14 protein-coding genes are annotated in these 19,293 nt (G+C 73.7%); 10 read left to right on the top strand and 4 right to left on the bottom strand.

The annotated features are described in order from the left end of the window. Positions 1-135: 135 nt before the first annotated feature. The 4 genes from ACFU9E_RS08345 to ACFU9E_RS08360 form a co-directional block, all read right to left on the bottom strand. Positions 136-2,592 (bottom strand): transglutaminaseTgpA domain-containing protein, encoded by a 2,457-nt coding sequence (locus ACFU9E_RS08345; RefSeq protein ID WP_380681244.1) that lies wholly within the window; start codon positions 2,590-2,592, stop codon positions 136-138. Further along, positions 2,589-3,911, bottom strand: coding sequence for a DUF58 domain-containing protein (locus tag ACFU9E_RS08350; protein ID WP_380681247.1), 1,323 nt, complete (start codon positions 3,909-3,911; stop codon positions 2,589-2,591). The genes ACFU9E_RS08345 and ACFU9E_RS08350 overlap by 4 nt, the downstream gene beginning before the upstream one ends. 1 nt (position 3,912) lies before the next feature. Next, positions 3,913-4,962 carry an AAA family ATPase gene (locus ACFU9E_RS08355; RefSeq protein ID WP_380681249.1) on the bottom strand — a complete coding sequence of 350 codons (1,050 nt, stop codon included), beginning with the start codon at positions 4,960-4,962 and terminating at the stop codon, positions 3,913-3,915. Between the two features lie 308 nt (positions 4,963-5,270). Then, a complete protein-coding gene (locus ACFU9E_RS08360) occupies positions 5,271-5,810 on the bottom strand; it encodes a beta-class carbonic anhydrase (protein WP_380681251.1) in 540 nt (179 codons plus the stop codon). 506 nt (positions 5,811-6,316) lie between these two features. On the opposite strand from ACFU9E_RS08360, the gene rsmH reads away from it, so the two are divergent. The 10 genes from rsmH to ACFU9E_RS08410 all read left to right on the top strand — a co-directional run bounded on the left by rsmH (position 6,317) and on the right by ACFU9E_RS08410 (position 19,056). Then, on the top strand, positions 6,317-7,291 hold the full coding sequence (gene rsmH / locus ACFU9E_RS08365) for a 16S rRNA (cytosine(1402)-N(4))-methyltransferase RsmH (protein ID WP_380681253.1): 975 nt from the start codon (positions 6,317-6,319) through the stop codon (positions 7,289-7,291). Positions 7,292-7,445: 154 nt separating this feature from the next. Next, complete coding sequence (locus ACFU9E_RS08370; RefSeq protein WP_380681255.1) at positions 7,446-7,982, top strand: hypothetical protein; 537 nt, start codon at positions 7,446-7,448, stop codon at positions 7,980-7,982. Beyond that, positions 7,979-10,192 carry a penicillin-binding transpeptidase domain-containing protein gene (locus ACFU9E_RS08375; protein WP_380681257.1) on the top strand — a complete coding sequence of 738 codons (2,214 nt, stop codon included), beginning with the start codon at positions 7,979-7,981 and terminating at the stop codon, positions 10,190-10,192. The genes ACFU9E_RS08370 and ACFU9E_RS08375 overlap by 4 nt, the downstream gene beginning before the upstream one ends. A gap of 6 nt (positions 10,193-10,198) precedes the next feature. Beyond that, a complete protein-coding gene (locus ACFU9E_RS08380; protein ID WP_380681259.1) occupies positions 10,199-11,851 on the top strand; it encodes a UDP-N-acetylmuramoyl-L-alanyl-D-glutamate--2,6-diaminopimelate ligase in 1,653 nt (550 codons plus the stop codon). Further along, the gene (gene murF / locus ACFU9E_RS08385; protein WP_380681262.1) at positions 11,848-13,248 is read left to right on the top strand and encodes a UDP-N-acetylmuramoyl-tripeptide--D-alanyl-D-alanine ligase; all 1,401 of its coding nucleotides are present in this window, start codon (positions 11,848-11,850) and stop codon (positions 13,246-13,248) included. The genes ACFU9E_RS08380 and murF overlap by 4 nt, the downstream gene beginning before the upstream one ends. Further along, positions 13,248-14,309: a phospho-N-acetylmuramoyl-pentapeptide-transferase gene (gene mraY / locus ACFU9E_RS08390; protein ID WP_350544130.1), complete on the top strand. Its 1,062-nt coding sequence runs from the start codon at positions 13,248-13,250 to the stop codon at positions 14,307-14,309. Before murF ends, mraY begins: the two co-directional genes overlap by 1 nt. Continuing rightward, positions 14,306-15,754, top strand: coding sequence for a UDP-N-acetylmuramoyl-L-alanine--D-glutamate ligase (gene murD / locus ACFU9E_RS08395; RefSeq protein WP_380681266.1), 1,449 nt, complete (start codon positions 14,306-14,308; stop codon positions 15,752-15,754). Before mraY ends, murD begins: the two co-directional genes overlap by 4 nt. A 46-nt stretch (positions 15,755-15,800) precedes the next feature. Further along, entirely contained in the window at positions 15,801-17,177 is a 1,377-nt protein-coding gene (ftsW, locus tag ACFU9E_RS08400) for a putative lipid II flippase FtsW (protein WP_380681269.1), read from the top strand. Between the two features lie 6 nt (positions 17,178-17,183). After that, positions 17,184-18,290, top strand: a complete 1,107-nt coding sequence (gene murG / locus ACFU9E_RS08405; protein WP_355361699.1) for an undecaprenyldiphospho-muramoylpentapeptide beta-N-acetylglucosaminyltransferase — start codon at positions 17,184-17,186, stop codon at positions 18,288-18,290. Continuing rightward, positions 18,283-19,056, top strand: coding sequence for a cell division protein FtsQ/DivIB (locus tag ACFU9E_RS08410; protein ID WP_380681271.1), 774 nt, complete (start codon positions 18,283-18,285; stop codon positions 19,054-19,056). Before murG ends, ACFU9E_RS08410 begins: the two co-directional genes overlap by 8 nt. Positions 19,057-19,293 lie beyond the last annotated feature (237 nt).

Consider the following 19,293-nt stretch of genomic DNA (forward strand, 5'->3'; position numbering starts at 1 on the left):
GTTTTTTGTTTTATACCCCCCGGGGTTCGGCCCCCCACCCACCGGCACCCCCGGGCAAACCCCCCCACCACCCGCCGGGCGGGCCGGGGGGCGGGCAGTCGAACGACTGCCCGCCCTCGTCACGTCCGTACGCCGTCAGGACTCCTTGCCGCCGCCCCCGCGGCGCGACCGGCGCCGGCCCAGCACCCGGCGGACCGGGCCGGTGACCGCCCCGGCCGCCCGCGCCAGCCGCGCGCCGACCCCCAGCCGGGCGGTCAGCAGCGCGTCCGAGATCCGCCACCGCAGCTGGGCGGAGGACGGCGGCAGCAGCAGCGCTCTGATCCGCTCCCGCCGTCCGAGCCGCGCCCGCAGGCCGTCCCGGGCGGTCCGGACGTCCGCCGCCAGCGGCTCGCCGACCTGCGCGGACCGGGCGTAGAGCACCCGCTCGGTGGCCAGCGCCACCCGGCCCGCGGCGGCCGCCGAGGCCTCGTCCAGCTCGCCGGTCTCGGTGATCCGGCGGACGGCGGCACGCGGAGTGCGCGACTCGTCCGGCGGGATGCCGAGGTCCCAGGCGGAGTCGATCAGTTCGTCCCAGGCGGCCAGCACCTGCGCGTCGGTGAGCCCGCCGGGACCCGGTCCGCCGGGGTGCCGACGCCCGGCGGTGCCGAGCCGGCGCCGGCGCAGCAGCGCGCGCCAGACCATCGGGGTGAGCAGCAGCACCAGCAGCAGCACGGCGACGGCCAGGGCGGCCAGCGTCTTCCCGGAGGGCCAGACGGACTGCCCGCCGGCGCCGGCCGCGTGGTCGCTGCGGTCGCCGCAGTCGCCGGTGCGGCGCAGCTTCGCGTCGCAGTCGGCGCTGGTGGACGGCAGCGGAACCGGCGTGGTGGCCTGCGGCTGCGGGGCGGGCGCGGTGGTCGGCTGGGTGGCCGGGGAGGAGATCGGGTCCGAGTAGTCGGGCTGGACGCCGCGGTTCGGGGTGGGCTCGAAGCGCAGCCAGCCGTAGCCCTCGAAGTAGAGCTCGGGCCAGGCGTGGTACATCGCGTCGGTCACCGAGTAGACGTTGCCGCCCTTGGTGTTGCCGGGGGTGAAGCCGAGCGCGACCCGGGCGGGGACGCCCAGGGTGCGGGCCATCACCGCCATGGTGGAGGCGAAGTGGACGCAGTAGCCGCGCCGGCGGGCCAGGAAGTCCGCCATCGCGTCGCCGCCGTTGTCGGGCTTGATGGTGGTGTCGTAGGTGAAGTCCGGCCCGGTGAACCAGGTGCGCAGGGCGTCCATCTTGTCGTACGGGGTCGGCGCGTTCTTGGTGATGTTGGCCGCCGTCTGCCGGACCACCTCGGGCAGGTCGGAGGGCACGGCCAGGTACTGCCGGGTGATCCGCTCGGGTGCCTTGGGCGCGCTGCGCAGGCTGGAGGCGGTGGGCTGGACGTCCATCCCGGTGGCCGTGTACTTGAGGCCCTTGATCGCCTTCTCCTTGGCGGGGAGCACGCTGGCGGTGACCCGGTCGAGCTGCCAGGCGGAGTTGTCGCGCAGGTTGACGTTCCGTGCCGGGTAGGGCAGCGGCAGCCAGGCGTCCTCCAGCCGGTTGCCGATCATGACCTCGGTCTTGGCCTCGGGCACGTCGACCGATCCCAGCCCCTCGGGGGCGGGCAGGACGCCGGTGAACGGCTCGGTGTCCGAGGAACCGCGCTTCCAGGCGGTGCCGTCGAAGGCGTCCAGCGCGCCGGTGCGCAGGTAGGTGGAGCCGGCGGACGGGCTCTCCGTCGAGTACGTGAACAGCTCGACGTTGCGCGGGTTGGGCAGCGACCCGGTCAGCGCGACCATCGGGTCGAGGCTGCTCACGCCGCCCGCGCCGCCGTGCCGGCCGGAGGCCGCGGCGGGGCCGGTGTGCAGCAGTCCGGTGCTCCAGCGCGGCAGGAAGGCGGGCAGCAGCAGGGCGAGCACGAGGGCCACCACGCCGACCTGGCGGCCGTTCTGGCCGAGCGCGCCGAGGCCGTTGCCGCCCTCGCCGCGTTCGGCGCCGCGGAAGACCCGGCCCCAGCGGGAGACCCGGTCCTGGCCCTCGGCGAAGAGCAGCACCAGGTAGCCGGTGGCGGCGGTGGCGAACCAGAGCCAGCTGCCCTGCCCGCCGGCCAGGCCGTTGCCGACCGAGTAGAGCGCGAGCAGCGGCAGTCCGGCCAGGGCCGAGCGGCGGTAGGTGACCGCGACGGTGTCCACGGCGACGGCGATCAGACCGACCGAGGCGACCAGGATCAGCCGCAGGCCCGGGTTGGGCGGGGCGGGGATGGCGTAGTCGCGGACGTCGGCGAACCCCTGGCCGAGGACCCGGCCGAGGGCGCGGACCGACTCGGTGCCCGGCACGACGCCGCCGAAGACCGCCGAGGAGGAGGCGAAGCCGAGCAGCAGCATGACGAAGAGCGCCAGCAGCTGGCCGACCGGGACGGTCCACCGGTAGAACGGCGTGCGCCGCAGCCCGGCGCCGACGGCCGCGACCACCGTCACCACGAGCAGGGCGTGGCCGATCCAGCCCCTGCTGGTCAGCAGCGGGGTCAGGCAGAGCGCGGCCAGGAGGGTGGCCAGCGCCGAGTACACGGTCAGTTTGGCCCGGGTGGTCACGCGCCGGCCTCTTCTCGGTAGGGGGAGGGCGACTCGGTCCCCTCGGTGGCCCGCCACAGCTCGGGGACGGAGTCGCCGGCGCGGACGGTGAGCACCGTCCAGCCGGCCTCGCGCAGTCGGCGGGCCCGGTCGCGGAACTCCTCGCCGCCGGTGTCCGGGGCGAGCATGCGCAGGCCGGCCCAGGTGCCGGTGTCGAGCAGGAAGACGACGGCGCCGCCGGTGCGGCTGCGCAGCCGGGCGAGCCGGGCGGTCTGCTCCTCGTCGAGCTCGCCGAGGACGGCCACCAGCAGGCCCTCGCCGCCGGCCCGCAGCGGGTCCTCGGCGCGGGAGAGCCCGGCCCCGTCGGAGAGGTCGACGACGGCGAGCGCGTCCAGGATGACGCCGGAGGTGTCGGCGGCGCCGTGCCCGCCGTCCACGCCGAGGCCGGGGACGGCGTGGCCGGTGTCGGTGAGCAGGCGGGTCTGGTAGCCGCGCTCCAGCAGGTGCGCGGCGACGGAGGCGGCGCAGCTCACGGCCCATTCGAAGGAGGAGGCCGGGCCGCTGCCCCGGTGGGCGGTCTCGCGGGTGTCCAGCAGCACGGTGGCGCGGGCCCGGCGGGGCTGCTCCTCGCGCCGGACCATCAGTTCGCCGTAGCGGGCGGTGGACTTCCAGTGCACCCGGCGCAGGTCGTCGCCGGCCCGGTACTCGCGCAGGATGACGTCGTCGTCGCCGGCCAGCGCGAGGGAGCGGGTGTGGCTGTCGCCCTGCCCGGCCCATTCGCCGCTGAGCCGCACGTGCGGCAGCGCCAGCACCTGCGGGACGACGGTGAGCACGTCGGAGGCGGCGAAGGAGCGGTTCAGCTCGCACATCCCGAACGGGTCGGAGAGCCGCAGCTGGAGCGGGCCGAGCGGGTAGCGCCCGCGCAGGTCGGAGCGGACCCGGTAGGAGACCTCGCGGTGGCCGCGCGGCTCGACCCGGTCCAGGACGAACCGAGGGCGCGGCCCGAGCACGTACGGGACCTTGTCCTCCAGCAGCAGCAGACCGGTGGGGACCCGTGAGACGTTGTCCACCCGCAGGTGCACCCGGGCCTCCTGACCGGCCACCGCCCGGCGCGGGGAGAGCCGGCGGCCGCTGGCGACCCGGTAGCGGGTGTTGGCCAGCAGCAGCGCGGCGGCCAGCGGCAGCACGGCGAGCAGCACGCCGACGCGCAGCAGCGCGTCCTGGCCGAGCAGGTAGGCGCAGACCACCGCGGTCAGTCCGGCGGCGAGGAAGGAGCGGCCGCGGGTGGTGAGGCCGCGCAGGCCGGCGCGCAGGCCCGACGGTTCGTCGGACGGGCCCACCTCAGCCCCTCCGGACGGCCGTGCCGCCCTGCTGCGGGCGCGGCAGCGGCAGGCGGGCGACCAGGTCGGTGACGATCTGTTCGGCGGTGCGGCGGCTGAGCTGGGTCTCGGCGGTGGGCATCAGACGGTGGGCGAGCACCGGGACGGCGAGGCGCTGCACGTCGTCCGGGGTGACGTAGTCGCGGCCGTCCAGGGCGGCGGCGGCGCGGGCGGCCCGGACCAGGTGCAGGGTGGCGCGCGGCGAGGCGCCCAGCCGCAGCTCGTGGCTGCTGCGGGTGGCGGCGACCAGGTCGACGACGTAGCGGCGGACCGGGTCGGCGACGTGCACGGCGCGGACCAGCTCGACCAGCTTGAGGATGTCGGCGGCGTGCGCGACCGGCTGCAGGTCGTCCAGCGGGCTGGCGCCGGCGTGCACGTCGAGCATGGCGAACTCGGCCTCGGGGCTGGGGTAGCCCATCGAGATCCGGGCCATGAAGCGGTCCCGCTGGGCCTCCGGGAGGGGGTAGGTACCCTCCATCTCGACCGGGTTCTGGGTGGCGACCACCATGAACGGCGAGGGCAGCACGTAGCTGGTGCCGTCGATGGTGACCTGGCGCTCCTCCATCGACTCCAGCAGCGCGGACTGGGTCTTGGGCGAGGCCCGGTTGATCTCGTCGCCGACCACGATCTGGGCGAAGATCGCGCCGGGGCGGAACTCGAAGTCGCGCTGCTGCTGGTCGAAGATGTTGGTGCCGGTGACGTCCGAGGGCAGCAGGTCCGGGGTGAACTGGATGCGCCGCACGGTGCAGTCGACGGACCGGGCGAGCGCCTTGGCCAGCATGGTCTTGCCGACGCCGGGAACGTCCTCCAGCAGCAGATGGCCCTCGGCGAGCAGCACGGTCAGGGCGATCCGCACGGCCTCCGGCTTGCCCTCGATCACGCTCTCGATGTTGGCCCGGACCCGGTCGACGACGGCGGCGAGTTCCGACAGGCCGACCGGGCCGTACCCGGCTGCGCCCTGGTCGCTCCCCGCACGACCGTCGAGACCGGCCTGATCGCTGTAGCTCGTCACCCGTTCGCTCCCTGGCACACCACGACCGGCTCCGTCCGAGCCCGGCCCCACCCCATGCTGGACGCGGCCCCTCCGGGAGCGGTTCCGTGTGCGGGAGCCGGTGCCGGGGTACGGCCTGCGGCTGGCCGCCCCAGGTGGTTCGAGGTCAGACCGGCAGGCGCATTCTCCCCCCTGGGGAGGTCAGAAGTCACCACTTGGAAGGGCTGCCCAGGTCGGAAGGGGCACCGCGGGTGCCCGGCGCGCCCGGACGGCGTCGGCCGGGCCGCTCGGGCGGGCTGCTCGGCCGGGCCGTTCGGCGGGGCGGGAGATCAGTCGATCTCGCGCAGCAGACCGGTGTGGACGTCGAAGACGAATCCGCGCACGTCGTCGGTGTGGAGCAGGAAGGGCGAGGTGCGCACCCGCTGCATCGACTGCCGGACGTCGCCGTCCAGGTCGACGAAGGCCTCGACGGCCCACTGCGGGCGCTGGCCGACCTCGGCCTCCAGCTCGCGGCGGAAGTCCTCGGTGAGGCCGAGCAGGCCGCAGCCGGTGTGGTGGATCAGCGCGATCGAGCGGGTGCCCAGGGCGCGCTGGCTGATGGTCAGGGAGCGGATGGTGTCGTCGGTGACCACGCCGCCCGCGTTGCGGATGACGTGGGCGTCGCCGAGTTCGAGGCCGAGTGCGGCGAAGAGGTCGAGACGGGCGTCCATGCACGCGACCACGGCGATCCTCTGCACCGGGCGGGCGTCCATGCCGCCGTCGCGGAAGGTCAGCGCGTACTCGCGGTTGGCGGCGACGAAGCGGTCGATGATGGTCGGGATGGGGTCGGCAGCGGCGGTCGGCGTGGGCCGGTCGGGAGTCACTGTCATGGGGAAGACGTTAGTGCGATTCATCCGCTCGCGGTGGGGCTGTTTGCGACAGAGCGGACGCCTGTGGCCGAAGGCGTTTCCACAATGCGGGAGTGATGGGCGATCGGCCGTCCGGGTGCCCCGCCGGGCCTCTGGCATGTGCCACGAGCACCGTCGCGACCTGCGGTGATCCTTTCCGCCGCCCGGGTGGTGCGCCGGAGCGGGCCATTGACTGACGGGGCGTGCGCGATAGAGTTGCGGCGCAGTGGAGCACACCCGCCGGGGCCCGTCAACCGGGCCTTTCCGGCCGTGCGGTGACCGACGCGGCCCGTGGCCTCCACCCGCTCTCCGTGCCACCTGGCGCACCTTCCCCGGCGCCGGGCGGTCACGACCTTCCCCAGGAGCGGGCGGGGACCACGGGTCGCGCGGCCCGGCCCGCGGGACGGCTGCGCGGCGTGGTGGGAGAGAATGGTCGGAGCTCCCCGGACGTCGGGCGGCTTTCGCACCGAGGAAGGGCGCCACAGCGCATGACCACCAACGATCCGGCACCCAAGCACGTCCCGGTGATGCTGCAGCGGTGCATGGACGCGCTGGCCCCGGCGATCTCCCGGCCCGGCGCGGTGGTGGTGGACGCCACCCTGGGCCTCGGCGGCCACAGCGAGGCCCTGCTCACCCAGTTCCCGGACGTCCGGCTGATCGCGGTGGACCGCGACCCGGCGGCGCTCAAGCTCTCCGGCGAGCGGCTGGCCCGCTTCGGCGACCGGGCCACCCTGGTGCACGCCGTCTACGACGAGATCCCCGAGGTGCTGGAGCGCCTGGGCGTCCCCAGGATCGACGGCGTCCTGTTCGACCTCGGGGTCTCCTCGATGCAGCTGGACGAGGCCGACCGCGGCTTCGCCTACGCCCAGGACGCGCCGCTGGACATGCGGATGGACCAGACCCGGGGGATCAGCGCGGCCGAGGTGCTGAACACCTACAGCCACGGCGAGCTGGCCCGGATCCTCAAGTTCTACGGCGAGGAGCGGTTCGCCGGCAAGATCGCCTCGGTCATCGTCCGGGAGCGTGAGAAGGAACCGTTCACCACCAGCGCGCGTCTGGTCGATCTGGTGCGCAACGCCATCCCGGCCGCCACCCGCCGCACCGGCGGGAACCCGGCCAAGCGGACCTTCCAGGCGCTGCGGATCGAGGTCAACGGCGAACTGGAGGTCCTCGACCGGGCGATCCCCGGAGCGCTGGACGTGCTGGCGCTCGGCGGGCGGATCGTCGTGATGTCCTACCAGTCGCTGGAGGACCGCCTGGTCAAGCAGTACTTCGCGGCCGGTGCGACCAGTACCGCCCCGCCGGGGCTGCCGTTCGTACCCGAGGAGCACCAGCCCTGGCTGAAGCTGATCACTCGCGGTGCCGAACTGGCCACGGAGGAGGAGATCGAGGAGAACCGGCGCGCCGCGCCCGTGCGGCTGCGGGTGGCGGAGAGGATCAGGGACCGAAGCACCCGGCGCTGACCGGCACCGGGGCGGTCCGAAGGGCGGAGGAACAACAGTGGTGGGGCCGGTGGCCGGAGGCGGGGCGGGGAGTCGTTTGCTCCCCGGGCAGAGCGGCAGGGCGCGGATCACCGTGCGTCCGGGGCGGCCGGTACGGGGGCGGACACCGTTCGCCGTGCTGGTGGTGGTGCTGCTCGGAGCCGGGCTGCTCGGGCTGCTGGCGCTGAACACCGCGCTCAACGAGGGCTCCTTCGAGCTGTCCCGGCTGCAGCGGCAGACCACCGTGCTGACCGACGAGCAGCAGGGGCTGCAGCGCCAGATCGACCAGAACTCCGCTCCGGACGCGCTGGCCCGCCGGGCCGGCGAGCTGGGCATGGTGCCGGGTGGCGGGATGGCCTTCCTCGACCTGCCGAACGGCGGCGCCGTGGTCGGCACGCCCAAGGCGGCCCAGGACAGCCCTCCGGTGAAACGGTCCACCGCGGAACCGTGGCCCGCGAAGCAGCCCGCGCCGGGCACCCAGCCGACCGCTCAGCCGAGTGCGCAGCCGACCGCCCAGCCGACCGCGGGCGGGACCACCCCGGCCGCCCCGCCGCCGCCGTCCACCGCCGCCGCGTCGCCGACCGGCCCGGTGTCGGGCGGTGACGTCACCGTCCAGGTCAACCCGGGCACGGCGCAGCCGTCGCCGCACGCGGGCGGGGGTACCGGCCGATGAGCACACCCCGCCAGCCCTCCGGTGGCGCCGGCGCGGGCGGTCGCCGCCCCGTCAAGGGCGCCGCGCCGCGTCCGGCCGCCCCGCGCGGGCAGTCCGCCGGCCGCGCCCAGACCCCCAAGGCGCAGACCCCCAAGGCGCAGAGTCCCAAGGCACCGGGCCCGAAGCCGCAGAGTCCCAAGGCCCAGCCCGCCAAGCCGTCGGCCGCCAAGGAGCAGCCCGGCCGTCCGCGCCCGGCGCGCGCGCCCCAGCAGCGCCGCTCCGACGGGCGCCCCCCGGCACCCCGGCCGCGCCCCCAGCGCCGCCCGCCGACCCGTCGCCCCGCCTCCCGCGGCATCCGGCTGGCCGACCCGCGCCGCCGGCTGCGGGTGATCACCATCGTGCTCTCGGTGGTGTTCTCGATCTTCGCCGGACGGCTGGTCCAGCTGCAGCTGCTGGACTCCGACGCGCTGGCCGCCGACGCCAACACCAACCGCTACCTGAACATCCCGATCACCGCCGAACGGGGCTCGATAACGTCCTCCGACGGGGTGTCGCTGGCCACCACCGTCGACGCCTACGACATCACCGCCGACCCGGCGATGTTCACCCCCGAGGCGACCGGTCTGCCCGACGCCCCCGAGCAGGCCGCCGCGCTGCTGGCGCCGATCCTCGGCGTGCCCAAGGAGAAGATCGCGGCCGACCTGCACACCCCCAAGACCCGCTACAAGCGGCTCGCCGCCCAGCAGAGCCCGGACGTCAAGAACCAGATCAGCGACCTCAAGTCCGGTCTGGAGAAGCAGGCGGGATCGCGCGCCTGCCAGGCGCAGAAGCGGCTGCTGAACAAGCCCGCCGAGGAGGGCGGCCGCACCCGGCTGGACAACGAGTGCGTCAACCCGCTGGCCGGCGTCTTCAACCGGGACACCCAGAAGCGGGTCTACCCGTCCGACGGGCTGGCCGCCAACCTGGTCGGCTTCGTCAACGCCGAGGGCGAGGGCGCCGGCGGGCTGGAGCAGCAGTACCAGAAGCTGCTGGCCGGCAAGGACGGCCACAGCAGCTACGCCCAGGCCGGCGGCCGCCTGGTGCCGACCGCGGGCGGCTCGCTGGACCCCGCCGTGCCCGGCACCGACCTGCGGCTGACCATCAACCGCGACATCCAGTGGGCCGCCCAGCGGGCCATCACCGACCAGGTCACCAACGCCGGGGCGGAGAAGGGCTACGTGATCGTCCAGGACGTGCGGAACGGCCAGGTGCTGGCGATGGCCACCTCGCCCGGCTTCAACCCGAACGACCTGAGCACCGCCAAGAACTCGCAGCTCGGCAACGCCGCCCTGCAGGACGCCTACGAGCCCGGCTCCACCGCCAAGCTGATGACCATGGCGGCCGTCCTGGACACCGGCAAGGCCACCTGGGACACCAAGGTCACCGTGCCGTACCCGCTGGTCCGCGGCGACGTCGCGTTCAAGGACGACATCGAGCACGACACCTGGTACCTCACCCTGGCCGGCGTGCTCGCCAAGTCCTCCAACATCGGCACCATCGAGGCCGCCCAGACCCTCGGCGACACCCAGCCCGAGGCCAACCGGGTGCTCTACGACTACCTGCGGAAGTTCGGCATCGGCCAGCAGACCGGCCTCGGCTTCCCCGGCGAGACCGCCGGGCTGCTCGACAAGCCGGAGGACTGGAAGGCGTCCAAGCAGTACACCATCCCGTTCGGCCAGGGCCTGTCGGTCAACGCGCTGCAGGCGACCTCGGTCTTCTCGACCATCGCCAACGGCGGGGTCCGGGTGGCGCCCAGCGTCGTCCAGGGCACCACCGCGCCGGACGGCAAGTACAGCGCGGCCCCGGCCTCGGAGCAGTCCCGGGTGGTCAGCGAGCAGACCGCCAAGACCCTCACCGAGATGCTGGAGTCCGTCGTCTCCGACGAGCAGGGCACCGGCGGCAGGGCCGCGATCCCGGGCTACCGGGTCGCCGGCAAGACCGGCACCGCCAACCGGGTGGACCCGAAGGCCGGCGGCTACCGCGGGTACACCGCTTCCTTCATCGGCTTCGCCCCGGCCGACCAGCCCCGGGTCACCGTCTCCTGCGTGATCCAGGACCCGGTCAACGGCCACTTCGGCGGCCAGCTGTGCGGCCCGGTGTTCAAGCAGGTGATGGAGTTCACCCTCAAGACCCTCCAGGTCCCGCCGAGCGGCAGCGAGGCGCCCAACCTGCCCGTCGAGTGGAAGCCGTGATCGACCATGAGCAACAACCTGGCGGGTGCGGCCGCCGGTGCGGAAAAGGGCCGGTTTGGCCCTGGACGCCCTTCGGCGGATAGCCTCTCCGCCGTGCCGAAACCCGATCAAATCACCGTGAGCCCGCCCCGCCCCGCCCGGACCGGCGCCCGGCCGCTCGCCGAGGTCGCCCGCCTGCTGGGCCTGGACCCCGTCGAGGGGCCCGAGGTCACCGGCGTCACCCACAACGCCCGCGAGGTCCGCCCCGGCGACGTGTACGTGGCGTTCCCCGGCGCCAACCACCACGGCGCCTCCTTCGCCGGGCAGGCCGCCGAGGCCGGCGCGGTCGCGGTGCTCACCGACCCGGCCGGCGCCGAGCTGGCGGCGGGCACCGGCCTGCCGCTGCTGGTCGTCGACCGGCCCCGGGCCCGGATGGGCGAGCTCGCGGCCGCGGTCTACGACCGGCCCTCCGAGCGGCTGCTGATGATCGGGCTCACTGGCACCAACGGCAAGACCACCACCTCCTACCTGGTCGAGGGCGGCCTGCGCGGCGCCGACCGCCACCCCGGGGTGATCGGCACCGTCGAGATGCGGGTCGGCGACGAGCGGATCAAGAGCGAGCGCACCACCCCCGAGGCCACCGACCTGCACGCGATCCTCGCCGTGATGGGCGAGCGCGGCGCGGACGCGGTGACCATGGAGGTCTCCAGCCACGCCCTGGTCTACGGCCGCACCGACGGCGTGTCCTACGACGTCGCGCTGTTCAACAACCTCACTCCCGAGCACCTCGACTTCCACCCGGACATGGAGGACTACTTCCAGGCGAAGGCCCGGCTCTTCCAGCCCGGCAAGTCCCGCGCCGGAGTGGTCAACGTGGACGACGCCTACGGCCGCCGGCTCGCCGCCGAGGCGAAGATCCCGGTCGCCACCTTCTCCGCCACCGGGGCCCCGGGGGCGGACTGGCGCGCGGTGGACGTCCAGCTCGGCCCGATCGGCTCGACCTTCCGGGTGCTGGGCCCCGGCGGCGCCGAGGCGGACGCCTCCGTCCCGCTGCCCGGCCCGTTCAACGTCGCCAACGCGCTGGCCGCGATCGCCGTGCTCGCCACTGCCGGGATCCCGCTGGAGCGGGCGGTGGCCGGCGTCGCCGCCGTCCCCGGCGTCCCCGGCCGGCTGGAGCGGGTGGACGCCGGCCAGCCGTACGTCGCGGTGGTCGACTACGCGCACAAGCCGGACGCCCTGGAGGCCGTCCTCGGCTCGCTGCGCGAGGTCACCAAGGGCCGGCTGCACGTGGTGATCGGCTGCGGCGGCGACCGCGACCCGCACAAGCGGGCCCCGATGGGCGGCATCGCCGCCCGGCTGGCCGACACCGCCCTGCTGACCAGCGACAACCCGCGCAGCGAGGACCCGCTGACGATCCTCGCCACCATGCTGAACGGCGCCGCCGCGGTGCCCGAGGCCGAGCGCGGCGCCGTCCTGGTCGTGCCCGACCGCGCCGAGGCGATCGAGCTGGCGGTCGCCCGTGCCCAGGCCGGCGACACGGTGCTGGTGGCCGGCAAGGGCCACGAGCTCGGCCAGTACGTACGAGACGAGATCCGCCCCTTCGACGACCGGGAGGTGCTGCGCGAATCCATCGCGCGGACCACGGCCGCCCGGGGCACCGGAGGAGTAGAGCAGCCGTGATCGCACTGACCCTCGCCGAGGTGGCCGCCGCAGTCGGGGGAACCCTGGCCGGCGCCGACCCCGACGTCCTGGTGACCGCCCCGGTCGAGGTCGACTCCCGCAAGGTCCGCCCCGGCGGCCTGTTCGCGGCCTTCGTCGGCGAGCACGTGGACGGCCACGACTACGCGGTCACCGCCGTCGAGGCCGGCGCCGTCGCGGTGCTGGCCTCCCGCCCGGTCGGCGTGCCCGCCGTGCTGGTCGACAGCGTGGTGGACGCGCTCGGCAAGCTGGCCCGCACCGTCGTGGGCCGCTCCGACGCCGCCGTGGTCGCGCTGACCGGCTCGGCCGGCAAGACCAGCACCAAGGACCTGATCGCCCAGCTGCTCCAGCGCCTGGGCGACACCGTCTACCCGCCCGGCTCGCTCAACAACGAGATCGGCCACCCGATGACCGCCCTGCGGGTCGAGGACGCCACCCGGCACCTGGTGCTGGAGATGGGCGCCCGGCACAAGGGCGACATCGAGTACCTCACCTCGATCACCCCGCCGCGGATCGGCCTGGTGCTCAACGTCGGCACCGCGCACGTCGGCGAGTTCGGCTCCCAGGAGGCGATCGCCGAGGCCAAGGGCGAACTCGTCGAGGCCCTGCCGGCCGACGGCGCGGCGATCCTCAACGCGGACGACCGGCTGGTGCGCGCCATGGCCGCGCGCACCAAGGCCAAGGTGGTCTACTTCGGCGAGTCCGCGCAGGCCGACGTCCGGGCACAGGACGTTCGCCTGGACTCCACCGGACGTCCATCCTTCACGCTGAGCACCCCGGCCGGTTCCGCACCGGTGCAGCTGCGCCTGTACGGTGAGCACCACGTCTCGAACGCCCTCGCCGCCGCCGCGGTGGTGATGGAGCTCGGGATGACCGTCGACGACACCGCCGAAGCGCTGAGCCAGGCGGGTGCGCTGTCCCGCTGGCGCATGGAGGTCGTCGACCGGGCCGATGGTGTCACCGTCGTCAACGACGCCTACAACGCGAACCCCGACTCGATGCGGGCCGCGCTGCGGGCGCTCATCTCGATGGGGGGTCGCGGCCCGGAGCGCCGTCGCACCTGGGCGGTGCTCGGCGAGATGCGGGAGCTCGGCGAGGACAGCCTGGCCGAGCACGACGCCATCGGGCGGCTCGCCGTCCGGCTCGACGTCACCAAGCTGGTGGCGGTCGGCGGACGCGAGGCGGCCTGCATGGAACTGGGCGCGAGGAACGAAGGTTCGTGGGGTGAGGAGTCGGTGCTGGTGTCCGACGCGGACGCGGCGGTCGAGCTGCTGCGCAGTCAGCTGCGGCCGGGGGATGTGGTGCTGGTGAAGGCCTCCCGTTCGGTGGGGCTGGAGAAGGTGGCCGAGGCCCTCCTCGCGGACGGTGCGGCCGAGTAATGAAGCAGATCCTCTTCTCCGGCATGATCGGCCTGATCCTGTCGCTGGCCGGTACCCCCGCGCTGATCAAGCTGCTGGCCCGGCAGGGCTACGGCCAGTACATCCGCGACGACGGCCCCAAGGCGCACCACAGCAAGAAGGGCACGCCCACCATGGGCGGCATCGCCTTCATCCTGGCGACCCTGGTGGCCTACTTCGCGACCAAGGCGATAACGGGCGAGAGCCCGACCGCCTCCGGGCTGCTGGTGCTGTTCCTGACCACCGGTCTGGGCCTGGTGGGCTTCCTCGACGACTACATCAAGGTCGTCAAGCGCCGCTCCCTGGGCCTGCGGGCCAAGGCCAAGCTGGCCGGCCAGTCCATCGTCGGCCTGGCCTTCGCGGTCCTGGCCCTGCAGTTCCCCGACAACGCCGGCCGTCGCCCGGCCTCCGAGCACCTGTCCTTCGTCCGGGACTTCGAGTGGGCGATCGGCCCGGTGCTGTTCGTCATCTTCGCGTACTTCCTGATCGCCGCCACCTCCAACGGCGTCAACCTGACGGACGGTCTGGACGGCCTGGCCACCGGTGCCTCGGTGATGGCCTTCGGCGCCTACACCTTCATCGGCGTCTGGGAGTACGGCCAGAGCTGCGCCTACGTGGCCTCGGCCACCTCCAACTGCTACGACGTCCGCGACCCGCTGGACCTCGCGGTGGTCGCGGCCGCCCTGATGGGCTCCTGCTTCGGCTTCCTCTGGTGGAACACCTCGCCCGCCAAGATCTTCATGGGCGACACCGGCTCGCTGGCCCTCGGCGGCGCGCTGGCCGGTCTGGCGATCTGCTCGCGCACCGAGATCCTGCTCGTCCTGCTGGGCGGCCTCTTCGTGATCATCACCCTCTCGGTGATCATCCAGGTCGGCTCGTTCCGGATGACCGGCAAGCGCGTCTTCAAGATGGCCCCGCTGCAGCACCACTTCGAACTCAAGGGCTGGAGCGAGGTCCTGGTCGTGGTCCGGTTCTGGATCATCCAGGGCCTGTGCGTGGCCGTCGGCCTCGGCCTCTTCTACGCGGGATGGGTGACCGGATGACCGCCCCCGCACCGACCGGCCCCGACTGGGCCGGACTCCGGGTCGCCGTCGCCGGGCTCGGCGTCTCCGGCATCAGCGCCGCCCGCGTCCTGCGCGGCCTCGGCGCCGAGGTCACCGTCGTGGACGGCGGCTCCGGCGAGGGCCTGCGGGCCCGCGCCGCCGAGCTGGAGGCGCTGGGCGTCACCGTCCGCCTCGGCGACGGCGCCACCCTGCCCGAGAGCACCCGACTGGTCGTCACCTCGCCCGGCTGGCCGCCGGGCAGCCCGCTGTTCGCCGCCGCCGCCGAGGCCGGCGTCGAGGTCTGGGGCGACGTCGAGCTGGCCTGGCGCCTGCGCCGGCCGCTGCCCGCCACCGGCGAGCCGGCCCCCTGGCTGGCCGTCACCGGCACCAACGGCAAGACCACCACCGTCCAGATGCTCGCCTCGATCCTCACCGCCGCCGGCCGGCGCACCGCCGCCGTCGGCAACGTCGGGGTCTCGGTGCTGGACGCGGTGCTCGCCGAGGAGCCGTACGACGTGCTCGCCGTCGAACTCTCCAGCTACCAGCTGCACTGGGCGCCCTCGCTGCGCCCGTACGCGGCCGCCGTGCTCAACCTGGCGCCCGACCACCTCGACTGGCACGGCTCGATGGAGGCGTACGCCGCCGACAAGGGCCGGATCTACGAGGGCAACGTCGTCGCCTGCGTGTACAACCTGGCCGACCCGGCCACCGAGGCGCTGGTCCGCGAGGCCGACGTCGAGGAGGGCTGCCGGGCGATCGGCTTCGGCCTCGGCGCACCCGGCCCGTCGAACCTCGGCGTGGTCGACGGCCTGCTGGTGGACCGCGCGTTCGTGGCCGACCGGGCCAAGAACGCCGCCGAGCTGGGCTCGGTCGAGGACGTCAGGCCGCCGGCCCCGCACAACATCACCAACGCCCTGGCGGCCGCCGCGCTGGCCCGCGCCTACGGCGTGGAGCCGAAGGCCGTCCGGGAGGGCCTGCGGGCCTTCCGCCCGGACGCGCACCGGATCGCCGAGGTCGCGGTGGTCGACGGCGTCACGTACGTCGACGACTCCAAGGCGACCAACACCCACGCCGCCGCGGCCTCGCTCGCCGCGTACCGGCCGGTCGTCTGGATCGCCGGCGGCCTGGCCAAGGGCGCGACCTTCGACGAGCTGGTCGGGGGCGCGGCCGAGCGGCTGCGGGCCGCCGTGCTGATCGGCGAGGACCGCGCGCTGATCCGCGAGGCGCTGGCGCGACACGCCCCGGATGTCCCGGTGATCGAGGCGGCCGAGGGCCAGACTGGCGCGGTGGCGATGACCGAGGTGGTCCGCGCGGCCGCGTCGCTCGCCCGAACGGGTGACACGGTACTGCTGGCCCCGGCCTGCGCCTCGATGGACATGTTCACCAACTACGGCGAGCGCGGCGACCTGTTCGCCGCGGCCGTGCGGGAGCTGGCGGACCGGTAGCGGACATGGACGGGCTCCGGCCCTGAAGCACGAAAAGGGGAGCGGTGTGGCCGGGCAGGGCAGGGCGGGTGGTTCGAGCACGCCGGAGAGAGGCGGCCCGGCCGAGTCCCTGCGGGTGATCTCGGCCACCACCACCGCCTACAAGTCGGCCGGTCCGGTCGCCCGTCTGCAGGCCTTCCGGGGCCGCGTGCGGTACGCCCTGGACCGGCCGCTCACCCCCTACCTGCTGATCGCCGGAACGGCGCTGCTGCTGGTCGTGCTGGGGCTGATGATGGTCTTCTCGGCCTCCCAGATCCTGGCGCTGGGCCAGCACCGCTCCACCCAGTTCTACTTCTTCAAGCAGCTGCTCGCGGTGGTGCTCGGCCTCGTGCTGCTGCTCGGCTTCGCCCTGGTGCCGGTGGCCGTGCTGCGGGTGATCGTCTACCCGGTGATGCTCATCGTGATCGGCGCCCTGGTGCTGGTCGCGATCCCGGGCATCGGCATGGAGGTCAACGGCAACCGGAACTGGCTGGATTTCGGCGTGTTCCAGTTCCAGCCGTCGGAGTTCGCCAAGCTGGCCCTGGTGCTCTGGGGCGCCGACCTGCTGGCCCGCAAGCAGAAGACCGGCACGCTCGACCAGTGGAAGCACCTGCTGGTCCCGCTGGTGCCCGGCGCCCTGCTGCTGCTCGCGCTGATCATGCTCGGCGGCGACATGGGCACCTCGATGATCCTGGTCGCGATGCTGTTCGGCCTGCTGTGGATGGTCGGCGCGCCGCTGCGGCTGTTCGTGGCCACCCTCGGCGTGGCCGTGGTGGTCTGCACCGCCCTGGTGGTCACCGTCCCGCACCGGGCCGAGCGGCTCTCCTGCATCGGCGTGACCAAGCTCGACGCCGCCGGCACCTGCTTCCAGGCCCTGCACGGCGTGTACTCGTTCGGCCTCGGCGGTCTGTTCGGCTCCGGCCTCGGCGCCGGCGTGGAGAAGTGGGGCCAGCTCCCGGAGGCGCACACCGACTTCATCTTCGCCACCACGGGCGAGGAACTCGGTCTGGTGGGGACGCTGTCGGTGATCGGTCTCTTCGCGGCACTAGGCTACGCGGGTATCCGTGTGGCCATCGGCACGAAGGATCCCTTCGTCAGGTACGCCGCGGGAGCCGCCACCACCTGGATCATGGCGCAGGCCGTGATCAACCTGGGGTCGGCGCTGGGACTGCTGCCCATCGCGGGCGTCCCGCTCCCGCTGTTCTCCTACGGCGGTTCCGCCATGCTGTCGGCCATGTCCGCGATCGGGGTGCTGCTCTGCCTGGCACGCAGCAGCTCGGGAGCGAAGGCGGCCCTGGCCGCCCGGAGCAAGAACTCCCGGATCAGGAAGCAGCTGGCCCGGGTGCTGCCACGACGACGAACCACAGCGCGCCCGGCCAGCGGGCCGGCACGCAGGGAGCGGTGAATTTCGGTGCATGTCGTACTCGCCGGCGGGGGGACCGCCGGTCACATCGAGCCGGCCATGGCCCTCGCGGACGCCCTCCGCAGGCACGACCCGTCCATCGGGATCACCGCCCTCGGCACCGAGCGCGGCCTGGAGACCCGACTGGTGCCCGAGCGCGGCTACCAGCTGGAGCTGATCCCGGCCGTCCCGCTGCCCCGCAAGCCCACCCCCGAGCTGATCACCGTCCCGGGCCGGCTGCGCGGCACCGTCCGGGCCGCCCAGGAGATCATCGAGCGGGTCAAGGCGGACGCCGTGGTCGGCTTCGGCGGCTACGTCGCGATGCCCGCCTACCTGGCCGCCAAGCGGGCCGGTGTGCCGATCGTGGTGCACGAGGCCAACGCCCGGCCCGGCCTGGCCAACAAGATCGGCGCCCGGTACAGCGACTTCGTCGCCGTCTCCACGCCGGACAGCAAGCTGCGCGACTCCCGGTACATCGGCATCCCGCTGCGCCGCACCATCGCGACCCTGGACCGGGGCGCCGCGCGCCCGGACGCCCGGCACTACTTCGGCCTCGACCAGCGGCTGCCCACCCTGCTGGTCACCGGCGGCTCGCAGGGCGCCCGCCGGCTGAACGAGACGATCACCGCGATCGCCCCCCGGCTCCAGCAGTACGGGGTGCAGATCCTGCACGCGGTCGGCCCGAAGAACGAGCTGCCGCAGGTGGACGAGATCCCCGGGATGCCGCCGTACCGCCCGGTGCCGTACCTGGACCGGATGGACCTCGCCTACGCCGCGGCCGACATGATGCTCTGCCGCGCCGGCGCCATGACGGTGGCCGAGCTGGCCGCGGTCGGTCTGCCCGCCGCCTTCGTGCCGCTGCCGATCGGCAACGGCGAGCAGCGGCTGAACGCCCAGCCGATGGTCAAGGCCGGCGGCGGCCTGCTGGTCGACGACGCCGAGCTGAGCCCGGACTGGGTGCTGCAGAACGTGCTGCCGGTGCTCACCGACCCGCAGCGGCTCTGGGACATGAGCCGGGCCGCCGCCGAGTTCGGCCGCCGGGACGCCGACGAGCTGCTGGTCGGCATGGTCTACGAGGCCATCGAGGCCGCCCGGGGCGGCCGTCGTCGTGGCTGACGCCCGGCTCGCCGATCCCCTCGACGAGGAGTTCGAGGCCGAGGAGTACGCTCCTCGGCTCCGGCTCTCCCGGCGGGGGGCGCTGGTGCTGGGCGGTCTGACCGCGGTACTCCTGGGCGTCCTGTCCTGGCTGGTGTTCTTCTCCTCGGTGCTGGAGGTGCGCTCGGTCTCCGTGCAGGGGATGCGGGACGACCGGCTGACGGCCGACGAGGTCCGCTCGGCGATCGGCGGTGTCGGTTCCGGCCCGCTGGCCCGGGTGGACCTCGACGACGCCCGGCGACGGGTGGAGGCGATCCCCCGGGTGGCGAAGGCGGAGGTCTGGCGGGGCTGGCCGAACACCCTGCGGGTGAAGGTCACCCAGCGCACGGCGGTCGCCGCCGTCAAGGGCGAGGACGGCCAGTTCACCCAGGTCGACGCCGGCGGCGTGAGCTTCGCCACCGAGCCGGCCGCCCCGGAGGGGGTGCCGGTGGTGGAGCTGAAGCTCAGCCAGCAGGCCCTCGACGTGGAGTCGGTGATCGGCCGTGGGCAGCTGGTGCAGGGCGCGGTGGCGGTGGCCGCCGGCCTGCCGGCGGACGTCCGGCAGCGGGCCGGGGCCGTGCTGGTGCACTCGTACGACGACATCCAGTTGCAGCTCGACGGGGGAGCGACGGTGCGCTGGGGGAGCTCCGAGCAGACCGATCGAAAAGCCCGGGTGCTGGTGGCGCTGCTGAATCAGAAGGGTACGAACTTCGACGTGAGCGCCCCGGACTCGCCTGCGGTGTCGTGATGATCCGGTAGGTTTTCTACGACAAGGTGGGCTTGACGCGGTTTCGCGTCGGCCCGAACCTTGGTGGTCACCCCGGTTTCATCCGGCGGTCGATGATCACATAGGCTCAAAAGAAAAAGGGAAGCTCGGCGTGTTCGTTGAAACGCGTGCCAGGAGCCACCTAGTGTCCTGTGTCACCAGACTGTGTTTCCTGGTGATGTGACAGAGGCACAGCACTAACCCTAAAGGTCAAGTTTA

Origin of the sequence: Kitasatospora sp. NPDC057595, assembly GCF_042800875.1 — a bacterium.
GTDB lineage: Bacteria > Actinomycetota > Actinomycetes > Streptomycetales > Streptomycetaceae > Kitasatospora.